This is a genomic window from Streptomyces sp. NBC_00872 (assembly GCF_045161915.1).
Taxonomy (GTDB): domain Bacteria; phylum Actinomycetota; class Actinomycetes; order Streptomycetales; family Streptomycetaceae; genus Streptomyces.
On record NZ_CP108806.1, the window covers coordinates 7,710,968 to 7,729,266 of the forward strand.

At 70.5% G+C, this 18,299-nt stretch carries 10 protein-coding genes; all 10 read right to left on the reverse strand.

Annotated features, from left to right (window positions below; all coding sequences use genetic code 11):
* Positions 1-62 precede the first annotated feature (62 nt).
* The 10 genes from manD to bioB all read right to left on the reverse strand — a co-directional run bounded on the left by manD (position 63) and on the right by bioB (position 18,276).
* A complete protein-coding gene (gene manD, locus OG214_RS33035; protein ID WP_405986785.1) occupies positions 63-1,289 on the reverse strand; it encodes a D-mannonate dehydratase ManD in 1,227 nt (408 codons plus the stop codon).
* 116 nt (positions 1,290-1,405) lie between these two features.
* On the reverse strand, positions 1,406-2,848 hold the full coding sequence (gene purB, locus OG214_RS33040) for an adenylosuccinate lyase (protein WP_363081930.1): 1,443 nt from the start codon (positions 2,846-2,848) through the stop codon (positions 1,406-1,408).
* Between the two features lie 80 nt (positions 2,849-2,928).
* The gene (locus OG214_RS33045; protein ID WP_363081929.1) at positions 2,929-3,732 is read right to left on the reverse strand and encodes an SGNH/GDSL hydrolase family protein; all 804 of its coding nucleotides are present in this window, start codon (positions 3,730-3,732) and stop codon (positions 2,929-2,931) included.
* A gap of 105 nt (positions 3,733-3,837) precedes the next feature.
* Complete coding sequence (locus tag OG214_RS33050; protein ID WP_363081936.1) at positions 3,838-4,851, reverse strand: hemolysin family protein; 1,014 nt, start codon at positions 4,849-4,851, stop codon at positions 3,838-3,840.
* Positions 4,851-6,185, reverse strand: coding sequence for a hemolysin family protein (locus tag OG214_RS33055; protein ID WP_363081928.1), 1,335 nt, complete (start codon positions 6,183-6,185; stop codon positions 4,851-4,853). Before OG214_RS33055 ends, OG214_RS33050 begins: the two co-directional genes overlap by 1 nt.
* Positions 6,186-6,389: 204 nt before the next feature.
* Positions 6,390-6,758 (reverse strand): hypothetical protein, encoded by a 369-nt coding sequence (locus tag OG214_RS33060; RefSeq protein WP_405986786.1) that lies wholly within the window; start codon positions 6,756-6,758, stop codon positions 6,390-6,392.
* A gap of 10 nt (positions 6,759-6,768) precedes the next feature.
* Positions 6,769-14,757, reverse strand: a complete 7,989-nt coding sequence (locus OG214_RS33065; protein WP_405986787.1) for a polymorphic toxin-type HINT domain-containing protein — start codon at positions 14,755-14,757, stop codon at positions 6,769-6,771.
* A gap of 275 nt (positions 14,758-15,032) precedes the next feature.
* On the reverse strand, positions 15,033-15,788 hold the full coding sequence (gene bioD / locus OG214_RS33070) for a dethiobiotin synthase (protein WP_405986788.1): 756 nt from the start codon (positions 15,786-15,788) through the stop codon (positions 15,033-15,035).
* Between the two features lie 3 nt (positions 15,789-15,791).
* Complete coding sequence (locus OG214_RS33075) at positions 15,792-17,081, reverse strand: adenosylmethionine--8-amino-7-oxononanoate transaminase (protein ID WP_363081924.1); 1,290 nt, start codon at positions 17,079-17,081, stop codon at positions 15,792-15,794.
* Entirely contained in the window at positions 17,074-18,276 is a 1,203-nt protein-coding gene (gene bioB, locus OG214_RS33080) for a biotin synthase BioB (protein ID WP_405986789.1), read from the reverse strand. The genes OG214_RS33075 and bioB overlap by 8 nt, the downstream gene beginning before the upstream one ends.
* Between the last annotated feature and the right edge of the window lie 23 nt (positions 18,277-18,299).

The following is an 18,299-nucleotide window of genomic DNA, read 5'->3' on the forward strand; positions in this document are numbered from 1 at the left end:
GGGGCGTCGGCCGCGGGCCGTCCGCTCCCGCGTGGCCGGCGGACCGCCCGCCGGAGCGGTCGTCACCAGTCCGTCACCGAGCCGTCGCGCCGCCGGGCGACGGGCAGATAGCCGGGCTCGTACGGGAAGCGGGCGGCGAGCGCCTCGTCGACCTCGATCCCGAGACCGGGTTCGTCCCCCGGGTGCAGATGGCCGTCCTCGTAGCTCCACGCGTGGCGGAACACCTCGTGGACGACCGGCTCGTACCCCATGTACTCCTGGATCGCGAAGTTCGGTGTCGACAGACCGACATGGAGCGACGCGCCCAGCGCCACCGGTGAGATGTCCGAGGGACCGTGCGGGCCGAGCCGTACCTGCCAGATCTCGGCCAGGGCCGCGATCCGCCGGAGATGGCTGATCCCGCCCGCGTGCGTGACACAGGTCCGTACGAAGTCGATGAGCTGTTCGGTGATCAGGGTCTGGCACTCCCAGACGGTGTTGAACACCTCGCCGATCGCCAGCGGCACGGTGGTGTGCCGCCGGACATGGCGCAGCACTTCCTGGTTCTCCGCCGGGGTCACATCCTCCAGCCAGAAGAGATTCACCGGCTCCAGCGCCTTGCCGAGCCGGGCCGCCTCGCCGGGAGTGAGCCGGTGGTGCGTGTCGTGCAGCAGCTTCAGCCCGGGTCCGGCATGCTCGCGGACCGCCGTGAGCATCTCGGGGGCGTGCCGGAGATACGAGTCGGTGTCCCAGATCTCCTCGTCCGGCCCCGTGCCGTGCCTGTCCGGCCGCTCGTGTCCGGCGGCGGCCTCGCTCACCCCGTACACCGTGCCCAGCCCCGGCACCCCGCTCTGCGCCCGTACCGCGAGGAAGCCGTGCTCGCGCCGGGCGTCGACGGCGTCGAGGAGCCGTGGCACGTCCCAGCCACTGGCGTGCGTATAGGCGAGGATCCGGTCGCGGACCGCGCCGCCGAGCAGCTGGTAGACGGGCTGTCCGGTGGCCTTGCCCTTGATGTCCCACAGGGCGAGGTCGACCGCGCCGACGGAGGTCATGGTCACCGGACCGCGCCGCCAGTAGGCGCCCCGGTAGAGGTACTGCCAGGTGTCCTCGATCCTCGCCGGGTCGCGGCCGACGAGCAGTGGCGCCACATGGTCACGGAGGTAGGAGGCGACGGCGAGTTCACGGCCGTTGAGCGTGGCGTCGCCCCAGCCGACCAGCCCCTCGGCCGTGGTGATCTTGAGCGTGACGAAGTTACGGCCGGGGCTGGTGATGACGACGTCGGCGGCGACGATCGTGTCGGTCCCGCTCATCGGGCCACCGTGCCGTGGAGCGGGGGAAGAGGAGTCATCGGTACGTCGTCCAGCCTCTCGAAGGGACGCGCCGCGGCACTGGCGTCACCGCGGCACAGGACGGAGCCGTCACCGCGTCACAGGATGGAGCCCGGCGCGTACGCCGCCGCCTCCGGGTGCTGCTTGGCGATCTCCTCGATCCGGGACACCACCGTCGCGATCTGGTCCTCCGCCGCGCCCGTGAAGGACAGCTTGTCCGCCATCAGCGCGTCCAGCGCCGCGCGGTCGAGCGGGATCCGCTCGTCCGCCGCCAGCCGGTCGAGCAGCTCGTTGCGCTCCGCGCCGCGCTCGCGCATCGCCAGCGCCGATGCCACCGCGTGCTCCTTGATGACCTCGTGCGCGGCCTCACGCCCCACCCCGGCCCGTACGGCGGCCATCAGGACCTTCGTCGTGGCGAGGAACGGCAGATAGCGGTCCAGCTCACGCGCCACGACCGCGGGGAACGCGCCGAACTCGTCCAGCACCGTCAGAAACGTCTCCAGCAGTCCGTCGAACGCGAAGAACGCGTCCGGCAGCGCCACCCGGCGGACCACCGAGCAGGAGACGTCGCCCTCGTTCCACTGGTCGCCCGCCAGCTCGCCCGTCATCGACGCGTAACCGCGCAGGATCACCATCAGCCCGTTGACCCGCTCGCAGGAGCGTGTGTTCATCTTGTGCGGCATGGCGGAGGAGCCGACCTGGCCCGGCTTGAAGCCCTCGGTGACCAGCTCGTGCCCGGCCATCAGCCGGATCGTCCTCGCGACCGAGGACGGCGCGGCGGCGAGCTGCACCAGCGCGGTCACCACCTCGTAGTCGAGCGAGCGCGGATACACCTGGCCGACCGAGGTGAAGGCCTGCGCGAAGCCGAGATGGCCCGCGATCCGCCGCTCCAGCTCCGCCAGCTTCGAGGTGTCGCCGCCGAGGAGGTCGAGCATGTCCTGCGCGGTGCCGACCGGTCCCTTGATCCCGCGCAGCGGATAGCGGCCGAGCAGGTCCTCCAGCCGTCCGTACGCCACGAGCAGCTCGTCGGCGGCCGTCGCGAAGCGCTTGCCGAGGGTGGTGGCCTGCGCGGCGACATTGTGCGAGCGGCCCGCCATGACCAGCTCGCCGTACTCGCCGGCCAGCTTCCCGAGCCGGGCCAGCACCGCGACCGTACGGTCCCGTGTCAGCTCCAGCGACAGCCGGATCTGGAGCTGCTCGACATTCTCGGTCAGATCGCGGGAGGTCATGCCCTTGTGCACCTGCTCATGGCCGGCGAGGGCGTTGAACTCCTCGATCCGTGCCTTCACATCGTGCCGGGTGACCTTCTCGCGCTCGGCGATCGAGGCCAGGTCGACCTGGTCGAGCACCCGCTCGTAGTCGGCGAGCGCCGTGTCGGGCACCTCGATCCCGAGGTCCTTCTGCGCCCGGAGCACCGCCAGCCAGAGCTGACGCTCCAGACGGACCTTCTGCTCGGGGGACCACAGCACGGCCAGCTCCGCCGAGGCGTAGCGGCCGGCAAGGACATTGGGGATGCGAGGCTTCGCAGACACGGCAGTCACGTGAGCTGAGTCTACTGGCGGTTCGCGCAGGTCGGCGCCGCCCCCGGGGGGAGCGGGCCGCCACACCCCGGTGAGCGGGTTCACGAGAGCGGCGAGGGCGCGCCGTCCAGCTCCGGCGTTCCGTACGGGAGCAGCTCCGGGCGCTTGGCGGGTCTGCCGTCGCCGGAGGAGCGGCCGGTCACCCGGCGGACGATCCACGGTCCGAGATGCTGCCGCGCGAAGCGCGCGTCCTCGGTCCTTCGCGTCAGCCACCGTACGGTCTCGGCCGGGGGCAGCGGCACGCGCCAGTCGTCCTCGGCCGGCAGCCCCAGCGTCTGCCACACCGCCTCGGCGACCCGGCGGTGCCCCTCCGCGGTGAGATGGAGCCGGTCCACGTCCCACAGCCGCTGATCGCCGAGCGCCGGGGTCCCGTACAGATCGACGACCAGCGCGCCGTGCCGGGCCGCCAGCTCGTCGATACAGGTGAACAGCTCCTCCATGCGCGGCCGGAAACGCTCCATCACCGGGCCGTCGCGGCCGGGGCTGCGCATCAGTACGAGCTGTCCGCAGGACGGCGCCAGCCGCTCCACGGCCTCGGTGAGCAGTCCCCGGACCCGTCCCATGTCGCACGAGGGCCGCAGGGTGTCGTTGAGTCCGCCGACCAGCGTCACCACGTCGGCCGACATCGCCGCGGCGATGTCCACCTGCTCGTCGAGGATCTGGCCGATGAGCTTGCCGCGTACGGCGAGATTGGCGTAGCGGAAGCCGGTGGCGCGGGCGGCGAGACGTCCGGCGAGCAGATCCGCCCAGCCGCGGTACGAACCGTCGGGGAGGAGGTCGGACATGCCCTCGGTGAAGGAGTCACCGACCGCGACCAGGCTGGTGTAGTTGGCATTCATCTCCATGGCGGAGCGATCGTACCGCGCGGTACGTACGGCCGTACCCCGGCCCCGGGCGCAGCCGAACGGCCCCCGGGGAGCGCACTTGAACGGCCCCCGGGCGCGCCCGGCTCACGCGTGTCTGCCCACCAGTTGGCGCAGGACGTCCTCCATCGTCACCAGGCCCTCCAGCCTCCCGTCCTCGTCCAGCACGGCGGCGAGATGGGTCCGGCTGCGGCGCATCGCGGTCAGCACGTCGTCCATCGGGGTCTCCGCCCGTACCCGCGCGACGGCGCGCATCGCGGAGAACGGGAACGGATCGTCGCGCGGCGCCGCGTCCAGGGCGTCCTTCACATGCAGATAGCCGAGGATCCGCCGGGTGGTGTCCACCACGGGGAAGCGCGAGAAACCGGACCGCGCGGAGAGGCTCTCCAGCTCCTCGGGCGTGACCCCGAGCCGTACGGAGACCACCTGCTCCAGCGGCATCACCACATCGCTCACCGGCCGCCGTCCCAGCTCCAGCGCGTCGTGCAGCCGCTCGGTGGCACGGTCGTCGAGCAGTCCGGCGTCGCCCGCGTCCGTGACCAGACGCGACAGCTCGTCGTCGGAGAAAGCCGCGGTCACCTCGTCCCTGGTCTCCACCCGCAGCAGTCCGAGCAGAGCGTTGGCGAAGGCGTTGACGGTGAAGATCACCGGCCGCAGCGCCCGCGCCAGCGCCACCAGCGGCGGACCGAGCAGCAGCGCGGCCCGTGCCGGTCCCGCGAGGGCGACGTTCTTCGGGACCATCTCGCCCAGCAGCATGTGCAGATAGGTCGCGAGGACGAGCGCGATCACGAACGAGAACGGATGCACCAGACCGTGCGGCACCCCGACGGCGTCGAAGAAGGGCTCCAGGAGATGCGCGATGGCGGGCTCGGCGACGATACCCAGCACCAGCGTGCAGAGTGTGATGCCGAGCTGGGCCGCCGCCAGCAGCGCCGACACATGCTCAAGACCCCAGACGACCCGCAGTGCCCGCCGGTTGCCCGCCTCGGCCTCCGGCTCGATCTGACTGCGCCGTACGGAGACCAGCGCGAACTCGGACGCGACGAAGAACGCGTTGACGACCAGGGTCAGCAGACCGACGAAGAGCTGGATCGCGGTGATCATGTGGTCTCCTTCTCCTCCTCGGCCGCCCGGACGGGCGCGTGGAGCAGCAGCCGGGCCGCGCGCCGGCCCGTGGCGTCCACGACCTCCAGCAGCCAGCCGTCCAGGGACAGCCGGTCGCCCTCGGCCGGGATACGGCCCAGCTCGGTGGCGACGAGCCCGGCGAGCGTCTCGTAAGGTCCCTCGGGCATCCGCAGGCCGACGGTCCGCAACTGGTCGGCGCGCGCCGCGCCGTCCGCCGACCAGAGCGCCCTGCCCTCCGCGTCCTCGCCCACCGGGGCCAGATCGGCGGTCTCCTGCGGATCGTGCTCGTCGCGTACCTCGCCGACGACCTCCTCCACGATGTCCTCCAATGTCACGACCCCCGCCGTCCCGCCGTACTCGTCGATGACGACGGCCATGGTGGCGCCGCCCGACAGCCGGTCCAGCAGCCGGTCGACCGTCAGTGTCTCGGGCACCAGCAGCGGTTCGCGCAGCAGTTCGGCCACCGTGCGCCGGGGCCGGCTCGCGGCGGGAACCGCCAGAACGTCCTTGATGTGCGCGATCCCGACCACCGTGTCGAGGCTGTCCCGGTAGACGGGGAAGCGCGACAGACCGCTGGCGCGGGTGGCGTTGGCGACATCCTCCGCCGTGGCGCGTTCGTCGAGGGCCATCACGCGCACCCGCGGGGTCATCACATTCTCCGCGGTCAGTCCGGCCAGGCTCATGGTCCGTACGAACAGCTCGGCGGTGTCCTGCTCCAGCGCGCCCTCCTTCGCCGAGTGGCGGGCCAGCGCGACCAGTTCCTGGGGGCTGCGCGTGGAGGCCAGCTCCTCGGTGGGCTCCAGTCCGAACCCCCGTACGATCCGGTTCGCCATGTTGTTGAGATGGCGGATGAACGGGCGGAAGGCCGACGAGAAGCAGCGCTGCGGGGTGCCGACCACCTTGACGACGGCCAGCGGTGACGAGATCGCCCAGTTCTTCGGCACCAGTTCGCCGACGACCATCAGGAAGAGCGTCGACAGGGCCGTACCGATGACCAGCGCCACCGAGGAGGCCACCGAGGGGGACAGCCCCACGGCCTCCACCGGACCGCGGATGAGCTTCGCGATCGACGACTCGGCGAGCATGCCGACGACGAGATTGGTCACGGTGATACCGAGCTGCGCGCCGGAGAGCTGGAAGGTGAGACTCCGTACGGCTCTCAGCGCGCCCGCCGCGCCCCGCTCCCCGCGCTCGGCGGCCCGCTCCAGCTCACCGCGTTCGACGGTGGTCAGGGAGAACTCCGCCGCGACGAAGGCCCCGCAGGCGAGCGACAGCAGGATCGCCACCAGGAGCAGCAGCACTTCGGTCATCGGTTCACCTCCGTCCCATATTCGGTCAGCGGCAGGAGGACCGCGCGGCGTCGGCCCCGGTGGAGTCCGGGGGCTCGGCCGGTCGGTGGCTTCACTCGGCGCGTCCGCCGCTGCTGAGGTGCGTACCCCGCCGCGCGCCAGGCATGGGGGCGCGTCCTCATCGGGGGGCGGGCACCATCGGACGGTGAACCGTTCCTCCGCCGCTCAGAGCGGGGCGGTGGCGGGGTCTTCGGGGGAGATGTTGACTCCATAGCATCCGATGACTTTGAGCGGGTGCGGGTCGAGGTAGAGATTGAAGAAATACCCCGCTCGCCTGCGATCGTCCACGTGGACCACGTGAAGGCCTCGCTCGCCCATTCCGGCGAGGCCCGCAAGGCATTCCGCAGCCCCGATCGTCGGCTTGCCATGCCTTTGCGCGGCTCTCACCCTCCCCTGACAGATACCCCGGAGTCTCGATGCCGGAATCGGTGTGAGCCCGACATGGAAGTTCGCTCCGGAGTTCAGCGCATCCTCCACCCGCCCCCTGGCCTCGGATTCGATTCCGAACGCGGAGATCAAGTCGCTGGCGGACACCTGGTTCACCTCATTCTCCCGTGACGCTTCTCCACGTTACCCCGAAGTCGAAACTGATATCACTGGCCATAATTCCCCCGACAAGGAGATGCTCGTATTCGAGCTGGTCATGCTTGCCGCCGTGGATCTGGATATTTCTCGATGGCCCAATGAGGGGGTCTATATCTGCCACCTTGATACGCAACATGACGCCTTCCCCGACCCACGTGTCATCCAGATGCTCGGCGCTGTCAATGGCGGTTTCAATTTCATCGGTCCACGACGTGAAAATGGAATCCGTGTTATTGGCGCCCACATGATCCGCGATGTCTGTGTGTTTCCCGAGAGGTGTCGCGCGACCGTTGACAGCGTCACCGTAAGCATGGTGCCCCTTGGCCAGACCACGATAGAGATACCCATCGGTGTTCGCTCCACAATCCGCGTTGTGGACCAAGATCGGGACGCCGCCCGCCAGCACATAGTACGTATGCAGGTCCTCGACCGTCAGGTTGTGAACCGTGGCCTGTTCCCCGTGGCGGTCGACCGCGGTGATCTGGACCCAGGTGCCGGTGTTCGTGCGGAGCCACGCGCCCGGTTCGAGGCGGTCCGCCGTGATCCATTCGTTCAGTCGCGGCACCCAGAAGGGGTGACCGGCCGTGGCCGTCACCGAGGCCGTGGCGGTGCCGGAGTCACCGTCGGTGTCGATCGTGACCTCGACGAGGCGCTTGGCGCCTTCGCCCGTGATCGTCGCCGTGACGGTCTTCGCCTCGGAGATCCCGGTTTCCGGGTCGGTCGCGAGAACCCGGTCGCCGGTCTCGACGTCCTTGATCGGCTTCGTCGTACCGTCGGCCATCAGGACGGGGGTGTCCGGGGTGAAGCTGTTGCGTTCGCAGCTTCCTCCGCCGGACGGACCGGGCCCCGCCCCCGGCGACGAGGGTGTACAGACCGAACCGGTCGCGGCGCCGCCGGGGTTGCAGTACGTGGTGCCGGTCTCCGGGTCGAGCAGGTTGCCGCTCGCGGTGCACTGGTATCCGAGCATTCCGCCGGAGCAGCCGCTGCCGCCGGTGAGCGCGCCCGGTGGGAGCGTGCCGGCGCGTTGCAGTCCCGCGCAGTCGAGCATGCTGCCGCCGCCTGTGCAGGAGCCGGTGGGCGTGGCACTGTCGGGGGACTCCGGCGCGACCGGCGCGCCCACGGTCGGGGTGTCCAGGACGAGCGGGTCCGACAGATCGATCAGCAGGCGTCTGGTGATCTCGTAGAAGTGGGTCCAGGAGGTGCCGGAGACCTTCTTGTTCCAGTCGCCGTTGGAGAAGTACGTCCACAAGTACTGCGTGGTGTAGGTGTAGTTGTCGGTGCGGTTGTACAGATAGGTGTTGTCCCACCAGGTCTTCGAGGTGTCCCACGCCTTGGTGCTGCTGGTGGTGCGCGTCCCGGTGACATGGACCGGGGGCGGGGTGACCTTCTTCGGTTCGACCTTGGGGACGGGGATCTTCCGCGGGGCGGCCTCCGTGGGTCTGCGGCAGTCGTCGGGCGTGATGTAGCAGGGATCCATCTCCGGGTCGTACGCGTCCTTGGTCCGGGTCATCGACCCGTCCGCGTTGACGATGTACGCGACGACACCGGCCACGTCCGCGGCGAGCATGACCCATCCGACGACGGGTACGAACCGTGAGCCCACGCGTGCTCCGGCACGTACGGCGCCGCGCCAGCCGACCTTGCCCGCCGCGTCCTCGGCCGCGCCGAGGAGCCGGCCGCCGTACTTTCCGATGTCGATGCCGACGTCGTATCCGCCGATGGAGAAGTATCCCGAGGGGTCGCTGAGGGTGGCCGGGTTGGCATTGCCGTAGGTGTACGCGTTCGCCGATGTCGCGTCGGTGAGGGGCACGGCGGCGCTGTCGGCCGACGCGAAGGTCCCGGTGTCCGGGGAGTACCAGCGGGCCTGGGCGTTGACCCGGCCGGTGGCGGGATCGGTCCAGGACCCCTGGAACCCGGTGTTCGCGGAATCCCCCAGGGTGGCGTCCACCGCGCCGAAGGGGTCGTACTCCCGCGATCCGGTGATCTTCCCGGTGGCCGGATCGCGCTGGGCGATCACATCCCCGTGGAGATTGGACAGCAGCATCGAGGGGGCGCCGCCCGCCAGCGGCTTCGCCGCGACCGGTCCGCTGTCCGGTCCGCGTACATAGGCGAAGGTTCCGTCGGTGGACGCCTCCTTCGACATGCCCGCGTAGGTGAAGCCGGCGGGGGCCGTTCCCTCCTGCGCGGCGCCGCCGAGGCGCCCCAGGGCGTCATAGCCGTAGCGGGCGGTGCCGTCGGCGATGAGCTGGTCGAAGGCGTCGAACGACGTGCCGGTCGTGGTGGAGCCGTCCTCCGTCGTCACGGTGGTGCGGTCGAGGGTGCCGCGCGCGGTGTACTCGTAGGCGGTGGCCGTCCCGTCGGAGCCGGTGGCCGACAGGATCCGGTCCCGGGCGTCGTACTCGGCCGTGACCGTGCCGGTGTCGGTGCGGTCTCCCTGGGCGTCCTCGGTCCAGTCGACCGTACGGGTGCGGTTGCCGACGGCGTCCCAGAAGTAGTCGCTTCCGGTGCCATGGGTCGTGTCGGACGCCCGGATCAGCCGCCCGGCCTCGTCGTAGTCGTACTCCTCGGTCCGTGGTGAGGCGACGGTGCCCCCGGACGTGGCGGAGACGAGATTGCCGGCCTTGTCCCAGCCGTACTTCTGGGTGACGTTCTCCTGTCCGGTCGCCGTGTCCGTGAGCAGGCGATGCTGGTTGTCATAGGTGTAGGCGCGCTTCTGGACCACCGTGCCGGCCGCGGACCTGGTCTCCTCGTTCATGAGCAGCCCGTACGAATGGTCGTAGCCGTACGTGGTGGTCGTGCCCGTCACCGAGTCGGTCCGGGTGCTCGGACCGAGCCGTGCCATTCCCTGGGCGTAGGTGTAGTCCACGGTGCCCGCCGCGTCGGTCTGCCGGGTGACCCGGTCCAGGGCGTCGTAGGCGAACGACGACGCGCCGGCGGGGCCGCCGCTGCTCGTCAGCAGCCCCCGGTCGTCGTAGGCGAAGGTCTGCGCCTGCTGTCCGGCGAGTCCCGCCGAGGTCAGGCGGTCGGCCAGGTCGTAGCCGAAGAGGCGCTCTCCGCTCCGGTCCCCGCCGGTCGCGGTGACGGAGACGGGCCGCGAGAGACGGTCGTACCGTGCCGTGCGCACGACACCGCCGGGTGCCTCGGTCCTGGTCGTGTTGCCGGCCGCGTCGTAGGAAGTCGTCCAGGTCCGCTGGGCGGGATCGGGATGTGCCTCGGTACTGGGCTCCGTCACCCGCTCGGGCAGGCCGAGCGTGTTGAACGTCGTGGCGCGGACATGGTTCCCGGCGTCCGTGACCCGGGTGTTGTTGCCCATGACGTCATAGCCGAGCTGGGTCCGGGCGCCCGCCCGGACGGTACCGTCCGCCGCCGTGGTGGGCGGGTCCGTCAGACTGGTGAGCCGGCCGAGAGCGTCGTACGCGGCCTTCCACACACCGCCGTTGGGGTCGGTCACCTCGGTGGCGTTGCCGGCTCCGTCACGGCGGTACTCCGTCCTCGCCAGCGGTTGGCCGACCCCGTTGTCGTCCCATACGGCGGTGACGCGCCCCGTCCTGTCCCGGTCCCAGTGTCTGGCCCGGTCCCCCGAGACGGCGCTGGTGAGCCGTCCCGCGATGTCGCGGTAGAGGTAGGTGGTGTTGTTGTCGCGGATCTGCCACAGGTCGCCGTGATGGTCGTAGGAGTAGGTGGTGAAGTCCCCGGGCGCCGGGCTGACCTGGGTGACCTGGCCGAACTGGTTGTACGCATAGGTGGTCGTGTACCTCTTGGGCGTGGCCGCCCCGTCGCGTACGACGCGGGTGACGCTGGTCACCTGACCGAGCCCGTCGTAACCGCGCAGTTCCTGGGCGCCGGTCGCGTCGACGGTCGACAGCAGGCGTCCGCCGTCGTCGTGGACCATCCGGATCACACCGCGTTCGGCGCCTTCCTCGGCGGCGGGCCGGGTGATCCTGACGAGACGGTTGCGGACGTCGTACGTGTAGTCGGTGGTGCGCCCGAGCCGGTCGGTGTACGTCTTCGTGTTGCCGGAGACGTCGTAGCTCCACGTCTCCTTGGGAACGATCGCCTGGCTCGCGCCGGGCGGGGTGTAGGCGGGGTGTGTGGTGCTGGTCCGTCGGCCCCGGACGTCGAACTCGTGGACCGTCACCTTCCCCGCCTCGTCGCGGACATGGGTGAGTTCACCGAAGGTGTTGTAGCCGTTGACGGTCGTCGGGGAGACCGTCACCGGCTCGCCGCCGTCCTCCGCGCGCACGGGCGGGAGGACCGTGCTGCTGAGCCGTCCCGTCAGGTCGTAGGTGTACGTGGTGGTGTAGGCCGGGTCGGTGGTGCCCAGGGCCGAGGACGCGTCGGTACCGGACTCGGGGAAGGTGACTCCACGCGGGTCGGTGGTGGAGGTCACCCGGCCGGCCGCGTCGCGGGTGAACCGCGTCGCCTGAAGAGTGATGGGATTCTCGCCGGTGAGAACCGCGGACTGGAGCACGCCGGCCAGGCCGAACCTGTTGATGGTGGCTTCGCGCACCGAGTCCTGGCCCTGCAAGAGGGTCCTGGAGATATTGCCCGCGGCCGTCAAGGAGTACGTGGTGACTCGCTGGTCCACACCGGGCGCGACCGTCGTGCTCGACAGCCGGCCGTTCGCCAGATACGCCATCCGGGCCGTACGGGCGTCCTGGCCGGCTCCGGTGGTGTCCTGCACCACGTTCCCGGCGGCGTCGTACGCGTAGGCGTGCAGCAGGAGGTCCGTACCGCCGGGGCCCTCGCCCAGCACGCTCTGACGGAGCATCAGATCGTCCGCCGTGTAGTCGTAGAGGACGGTCGCGCCCATCTCGTCGGTCACCGAGGACGCGCGTCCCGCGAAGTCGTAGCCGTACCAGGCCAGAGGGACGTCACGCGGTGTGCCGCCCCCGGCGGGGTCGTCGGTGAAGTCGTTCAGCCATACGCTGGAGAGCAGATTGGCCGTGTCGTAGAAGAAGGTGTAGCGCGCGCCTTCCGGGCTCCAGCTCTCGATGACATTGCCGAGTCCGTCGTACCGCATACGCTGGGTGATGGTGCCGTTCTCGGTCACCTGGGTCAGCCGGTTGCGGGCGTCGTACGCGTAGGCGACCGTGCGCGCGGGGTCGCCGCCCTCGGCCGCCGGGGTCAGGTCCGCTGTGGTGACCTCGCTGAGATTGCCGTACAGGTCGTATCTGGTGGTGGTCTGTTTGCGGTGCGCGACCCCGCTGACGGGGTTGACCACGGGGGATTCCGTCGTCTGATACGGGCGGCCGAGTTCATCGTAGGTATGGGCCGTGATCATCGCGGAGCCGTCGAGGTCGTCCGTCATCACGGAGGTCACACGGCCCAGCAGGCCGTGGTACGTGGTGTCCGTGGTCAGCCCCGTGGGGGTGACCACGCGCGTGCGGTCGCCGTGGGAGTTGTACGCGTACCGGGTGACCCTGTTCTCCTGGTCGGTGACGCTCGCGAGCAGTCCGCAGGGCTGGAGCGCTCCTGGAGGGGCGTCGGGCGCGTTGACCACGGGAGGCGCGGCGGCACCGCCCTGACAGGTGTAGGTGTAGCGGGTGAGTGCTCCGGTACCCGGAGGGGCGGCGGGCTCGGAACGCGTCAGCAGACGCCCGTTGGTGTCGTAGGTGAACCGGGACTCGTTGCCGTTGGCGTCCTTCACGAGTTCCGGCAGCCCGTTGCGCGGATCGCCCGCCGCGAACCACAGGTGGTCCGTGTGGGTGTTGGTCATCGTGACGTCGTCGCGCCAGCGGTTCACATCGGCGAGCTGGCCGGTCAGCGAATCCCAGAAGTACTCGGTGGAGTTGCCGTTCTCGTCGATCATTCCCCAGAGCCGGCCGTCACCGTGGTACAGCCAGATCCGGGTGTTGCCCTCCAGCGGCGAGAGGCTGTTGTACCAGCGCTGCCAGAGCTCGCCGTCGGGACCGAACTCGTACGACATGGTGTTGCCGCGCGGATCCAGGACCCGCACGACCTGTGTACCGGCGTCGGTGTCCGGGTCCTCACGCACATAACTCCAGCCCCCGTCCACTTCCGTGTCGGAGGTGTCGAGGAGGTCGACGTGCGAGACGCGGGAACCGTCGTAGGTGATCCGGACCGGATGCCGGTTGGAGGCCAGGGCGATGTCCGACAGCTGCCCCTGCGCTCCGCTGTAGCTGTACCGGGTCCAGCACCGTGTCTCGATCCGCGGGTCGCAGGTGCGCGTCAGGAGGTCGAAGGAGTACGTGTACGTCCAGGTCATCACGTCCGCGCCGGTGGTGCCCGCCGGATGGGTGGACACCCGGGTGATGTGGCCGTCCACCACGGTGAGATGGATCGCCCGGCCGGACCGGGTGCTGGTCACCTTGACCGGTACACCGCCGGAATAGCCGATCTCCAGGGCGTCGCCGTTCGGCGCGGTGATCCGGGCGATGGTTCCGTTGGTGTTGAAGACATACCGGGTGCCGCCGGGCAGCGTCACATTCTGCGCGTCGAGCACGGTGGCTCCGGCGCCCTGCCCGTAGTGCGGAACGTAGCCGCCGTCGGGATTGCGCCCGTAACGGATCTGTTTGCCGTCCGGGTAGACGATTCTGATGAAGCCGCCGGTCTCCTGGACCGAGCGCATGTCGAGGAAGGAACTCCACCCGGTGCCGAACAGCCCGACGGCGGTGTTGGTGCTGTTGTAGGTACGGGTGATCTCCAGGGGCAGCCCGATGCCGGGCAGGGTGAGGTCCTTCTCGACCCGGGTGAAACCGCCGAGCCAGATATTGACGCCCGCCGCGTCGATGGACGAGGGGTCGGCGCCGAACTGACCGGCCGTCGGGGGCGTGACGACGGGCGTGAAGTACGCCCAGGAGCTGAACGGGGTGGTGGCGGAGTTGTCGCGCACCCTGACCCGCCACTCGTAGGTGATGTTCCAGCGCATCGCCGCGGCCGGCGGTTTCCAGGTGGTGAGCGAGTCGTAGGAGCTCGGATAGACGTCGACCGGAAGCCAGTTGGAGTTCCAGCACTGACGGACGCGCTCGATGGTGCCGCACATCTCGTAGTAGACGTCGACGGCACGGCTCGCGTCGTGCTCCACCAGCGCGATGAACTGATGGTTCAGGGTCTCGGTGGTGGACAGGTTCGCGGGGTACTCCAGAGACGCGCTCGGCGCGTAGTGCGGCACCGTGAACGCCACGGCCCGGGACGCGGGCACGCCCTGCTCGCTGAACCACGAGTGCGTGGAGTACTCGTACATATCAAAAACGATCTTGAAGGAGCCGGTCGGGAGCTCCTCCGTCCACAGCCACACGGCGGCGCAGCTGCCGCTCCCGACATTGCTCGCGAACGCCGTCCAGCCGCCGGTGAAGTTGTAGACGTCACCGTTCGCGTTGTACAGGTGATAGCCGAGTGCGTGGTTCGACGTCGTCCAGGTGAAGCTGGACTCGTTGCACACCGTCACCCTGATCCGGCCGAACTGCGCGTAGGACGGGGCGGGATCCCAGCCCGAGATGGTGGGGTACGAGGCCCCGTACGTGGCCGCGGCGACCGCGCCCGCACCCGCCCGGTCGCCCGGCCGGTCGCCCGGCGGGGCGGCCAGAGCGGCCAGTGACGGTTCCTTGCCGGGCTTCCGCCCGCGCCGCTCGATCTCACGGTCGTGCTCGGGCTCGCCGGGCAGCACCGCGACGGGCCCGACGCCCGAGGCCCTGAGGATCTTCTCCCTGGCGGCGGCCTCGCGCAGCGGACGGGGCAGTACGGACGGACCCGGGTCCGAGGCCGTGCGGCGGTCACCGTCCGCGGTACGCAGCTTGTCGGCCGCCCGGTCCCGAGGTGTACCCGGCGCCGCCGGAGGCTGGGTGACGCGGTCGATGTCCGGCCGGCCGGGCCCCTTCACCCGGCCCGGTGGCAGCGGCTCCGACTCCGCGCGGGCGGCCTCCCGTGGAGCGGCGGCGAACGTCGCGTCGGACAGCAGACCGGTCAGCAGCATCAGCGCCGACATGAGAACAAGGACCAGTCGCGCCCGCGCCAGTACCCCCACCACAGTCCCCCCGCTCAGCCGTCACACATTCGCCATACGGCACACCCGTCTCAGCGTGACGGCGCGAACGGATCTTCGGTAGGGAGGAGGGGAGGCGTCACCGCACGATTGCCCCCAGGCTGTCAGGCGTTTCCCGTACGGTCGTCCGCGGACAGCGGACAGCGGACGGACGGGTGACGGGGGACGGGTGACGGGTGACGGGGTACCGGCGGATGTCCGGTACCCCGTCGTACGGGCTACTTCCGCCCCGGCCCGGATCTGGTCCCGGAGCGCGCCCCGGCCCCCGCCTCGGCTTCGAACCGTGCCGCGTCCCAGTGGCCCTCCAGCCGGGGCGCCAGCCATCTCGGTGCGCGCGCCCGGAACTCGACGGGATCCAGCGAGCCCGCGCCCTCCGGTACGGCGCCCAGCAGCGGAGCCCCCGCCGCCTCCGGCAGATCCGCCAGATTGCAGCGCTCCGCGAGACCGGGCACGGCCGGCCAGCTCCCGATCACCACCCCCGCGAGCGTCAGCGATCTCGTCCGCAGCGCCTCGGCGGTGAGCGCGGTCATATTGAGGGTGCCGAGCCCGGCGGGGGCCACCACCAGCACCGGAGCGTCCAGCAGCCGGGCCGCGTCCGCGAGCGTCCCGCCCCGCTCGTCGAAGCGTACGAGCAGTCCGCCCGCGCCCTCGACCAGCACCAGATCGTGCTCGGCGGCCAGCTTCTCGGCCGCCACGGCCACCTCGTCGGGGCGCACGGGCGCCGCCCCGGCCCGGCGTGCCGCCGTCGCCGGGGCCAACGGCTCGGGGAACCGGGCCAGTTCGGCCGCCGTCAGCGGGCCCGCCAGCCGGACGGCCTCCGCCACGTCGCCCCGCTCGCCCGGACCGATCCCGGTCTGCGCGGGCTTGAGGACCGCGACCGTCCGTCCGCGCGCCAGCGCCGCCGCAGCGACCGCCGCCGTGACCACGGTCTTGCCGATCTCCGTCCCGGTTCCTGTCACGATCAACACGGGCATGGCTCAGCCCTTCCGCGCCGCCGCGGTCACCGCGCGGCAGATCCGTGCGACATCGTCGTCACCCGTCACATACGGCGGCATCGTGTAGACGAGATCGCGGAACGGCCGCAGCCAGACACCCTCGCGCACCGCCGCCTCGGTCGCCGCCGCCATGTCCACCTCGTGGTCGAGCTGGACGACACCGATCGCGCCGAGCACACGGACATCCCGTACCCCCGGCAGGGAGGCGGCCTCGGCGAGCCCGTCGCGCAGGCCCGTGCCGATCCGCTTGACCTCCCCCTCCCAGTCCTGGCCGAGCAGCAGCTCGATCGAGGCGCGGGCGACGGCCGAGGCCAGCGGATTGCCCATGAAGGTCGGTCCATGGGCCAGTACGGGCACCTCCCCGCGCGAGATGCCGTCGGCCACCCGCGCGGTGCACAGCGTCGCCGCCATGGAGAGATAGCCCCCGGTCAGCGCCTTGCCCAGACACATCACATCGGGCGACACACCGGCCTGATCGGCGGCGAAGAGCGTGCCCGTACGCCCGAACCCGGTCGCGATCTCGTCGAAGATCAGCAGCACACCGTGCGTGTCGCACGCTTCCCGGAGCACCCGCAGATATTCGGGGGAGTGGAAGCGCATGCCGCCCGCTCCCTGTACCACCGGCTCGACGACGACCGCCGCCAGCTCCTCCGCGTGCCGGGCGATCAGTGTGCGCAGCTCCTCCGCGTAGGTCTCCTCGTACCCGGCCGGCGGCGTCCGCGCGAAGATCTGCCGGGGCAGCAGCCCCGACCACAGTTCGTGCATACCGCCGTCCGGATCGCACACCGACATCGGCGTCCAGGTGTCGCCGTGGTAGCCGCCGCGCCAGGTCAGCAGCCGCCGCTTCTCGGGACGTCCCAGTGACCGCCAGTACTGGAGGCACATCTTCGCCGCGACCTCGACCGCCACCGAGCCCGAGTCGGAGAGGAAGACATGGCGCAGCGGCTCGGGCGTGATCTCCACCAGCAGGGAGGCGAGCCGTACGGCGGGCTCATGGGTGAGCCCGCCGAACATCACATGGCTCATCCGGTCGAGCTGACCGCGCGCCGCCGCGTTGAGCTCCGGGTGGTTGTAGCCATGGACCGCCGACCACCAGGACGCCATGCCGTCGACCAACTCGCGCTGTCCGTGCGCGGGTTGGGCCAGGCGCAGCCGTACCCCGGACGCGGACTCCACGACCAGCGGCGCGACGCGGCCCGGCATGGGCCCGTACGGATGCCAGACATGGGCCCGGTCCAGGTCCAGCAGTTCGCCGGGGGACAGCTCAGGCATTGGGCGCCAGATCCGTGCCGGCGCCACGGCGGCGTACGGCGACCAGATCCCGGCGGGCCGCAGGATCGTTTCCGGCCGGCGGCTCCTCGCCGCCCGCCGCGGTCGCCGCGGCTGCCGCGGGCGTACGGTCCGACAGATCCGCGCAGGCCCCGGCCCCCGCCTCACCGTCCCCGCACGGCCCGCAGCCGCCCGCCCGGTGCTCGGGCAGCGTCGTGGTGCCCGCGCCCTCCACCTCGAAGCCCGCGTCCGCGATCATCTCCAGATCCGCCTTGCCCTCCTGGCCCTCACTGGTGAGGTAGTCGCCGAGGAAGATCGAGTTGACGAGATGGAGCGCGAGCGGCTGCATCGAGCGCAGATGCACCTCACGTCCGCCCGCGAGCCGGACCTCCACATCCGGGCAGACGAACCGGGTCATCGCCAGAATGCGCAGACAGCGCTGCGGGGTGAGGTTCCACTCCTTGGCGAGCGGTGTGCCCTCGAACGGGATCAGGAAGTTGACCGGCACCGAGTCCGGGTCGAGCGCACGGAGCGAGAAGACGACATCGACCAGATCCGCGTCGCTCTCCCCCATGCCGGCGATCAGACCCGAGCAGGCGGAGAGACCGGCCGACTGCGCCTGGCGCACCGTGTCCACCCGGTCGGCGTAGGTGTGGGTGGTGGTGATGTCCCCGTACGTGCCCTCGGACGTGTTGAGGTTGTGGTTGTACGCGTCGGCCCCCGCGGCCCGCAGCCGCTCCGCCTGCCCGTTCGAGAGCAGCCCGAGACAGGCGCACACCTCGACGTCCTCGTTCTGCTCCTTGATCGCCTCGATCGTCCGCGAGACCCGGTCGACATCACGGTCCGTCGGACCGCGTCCGCTCGCCACCAGACAGACCCGCTTCGCCCCGCCCGCCACACCGGCCGCCGCCGCCTTCGACGCCTCTTCGGGCTTCAGCCAGGTGTACTTGAGGATCTCCGCCGTGGATCCGAGCCGCTGCGAGCAGTACGAGCAGTCCTCGGGGCAGAGCCCGGACTTCAGATTGACCAGATAGTTGAGCTTCACCCGCCGCCCGAACCACTGGCGGCGCACCTTCCCGGCCGCGGCCACCACTTCGAGCAGATCGTCGTCGGAGGTCGCCAGTACGGCGAGCGCTTCTTCGCGGGTCGGCAGCTCGCGCCGCAGGCCCTTCTCCACCAGTGTGTTCAGCAGGTCCATGGTGCCGATCCTGGCCTAACCGG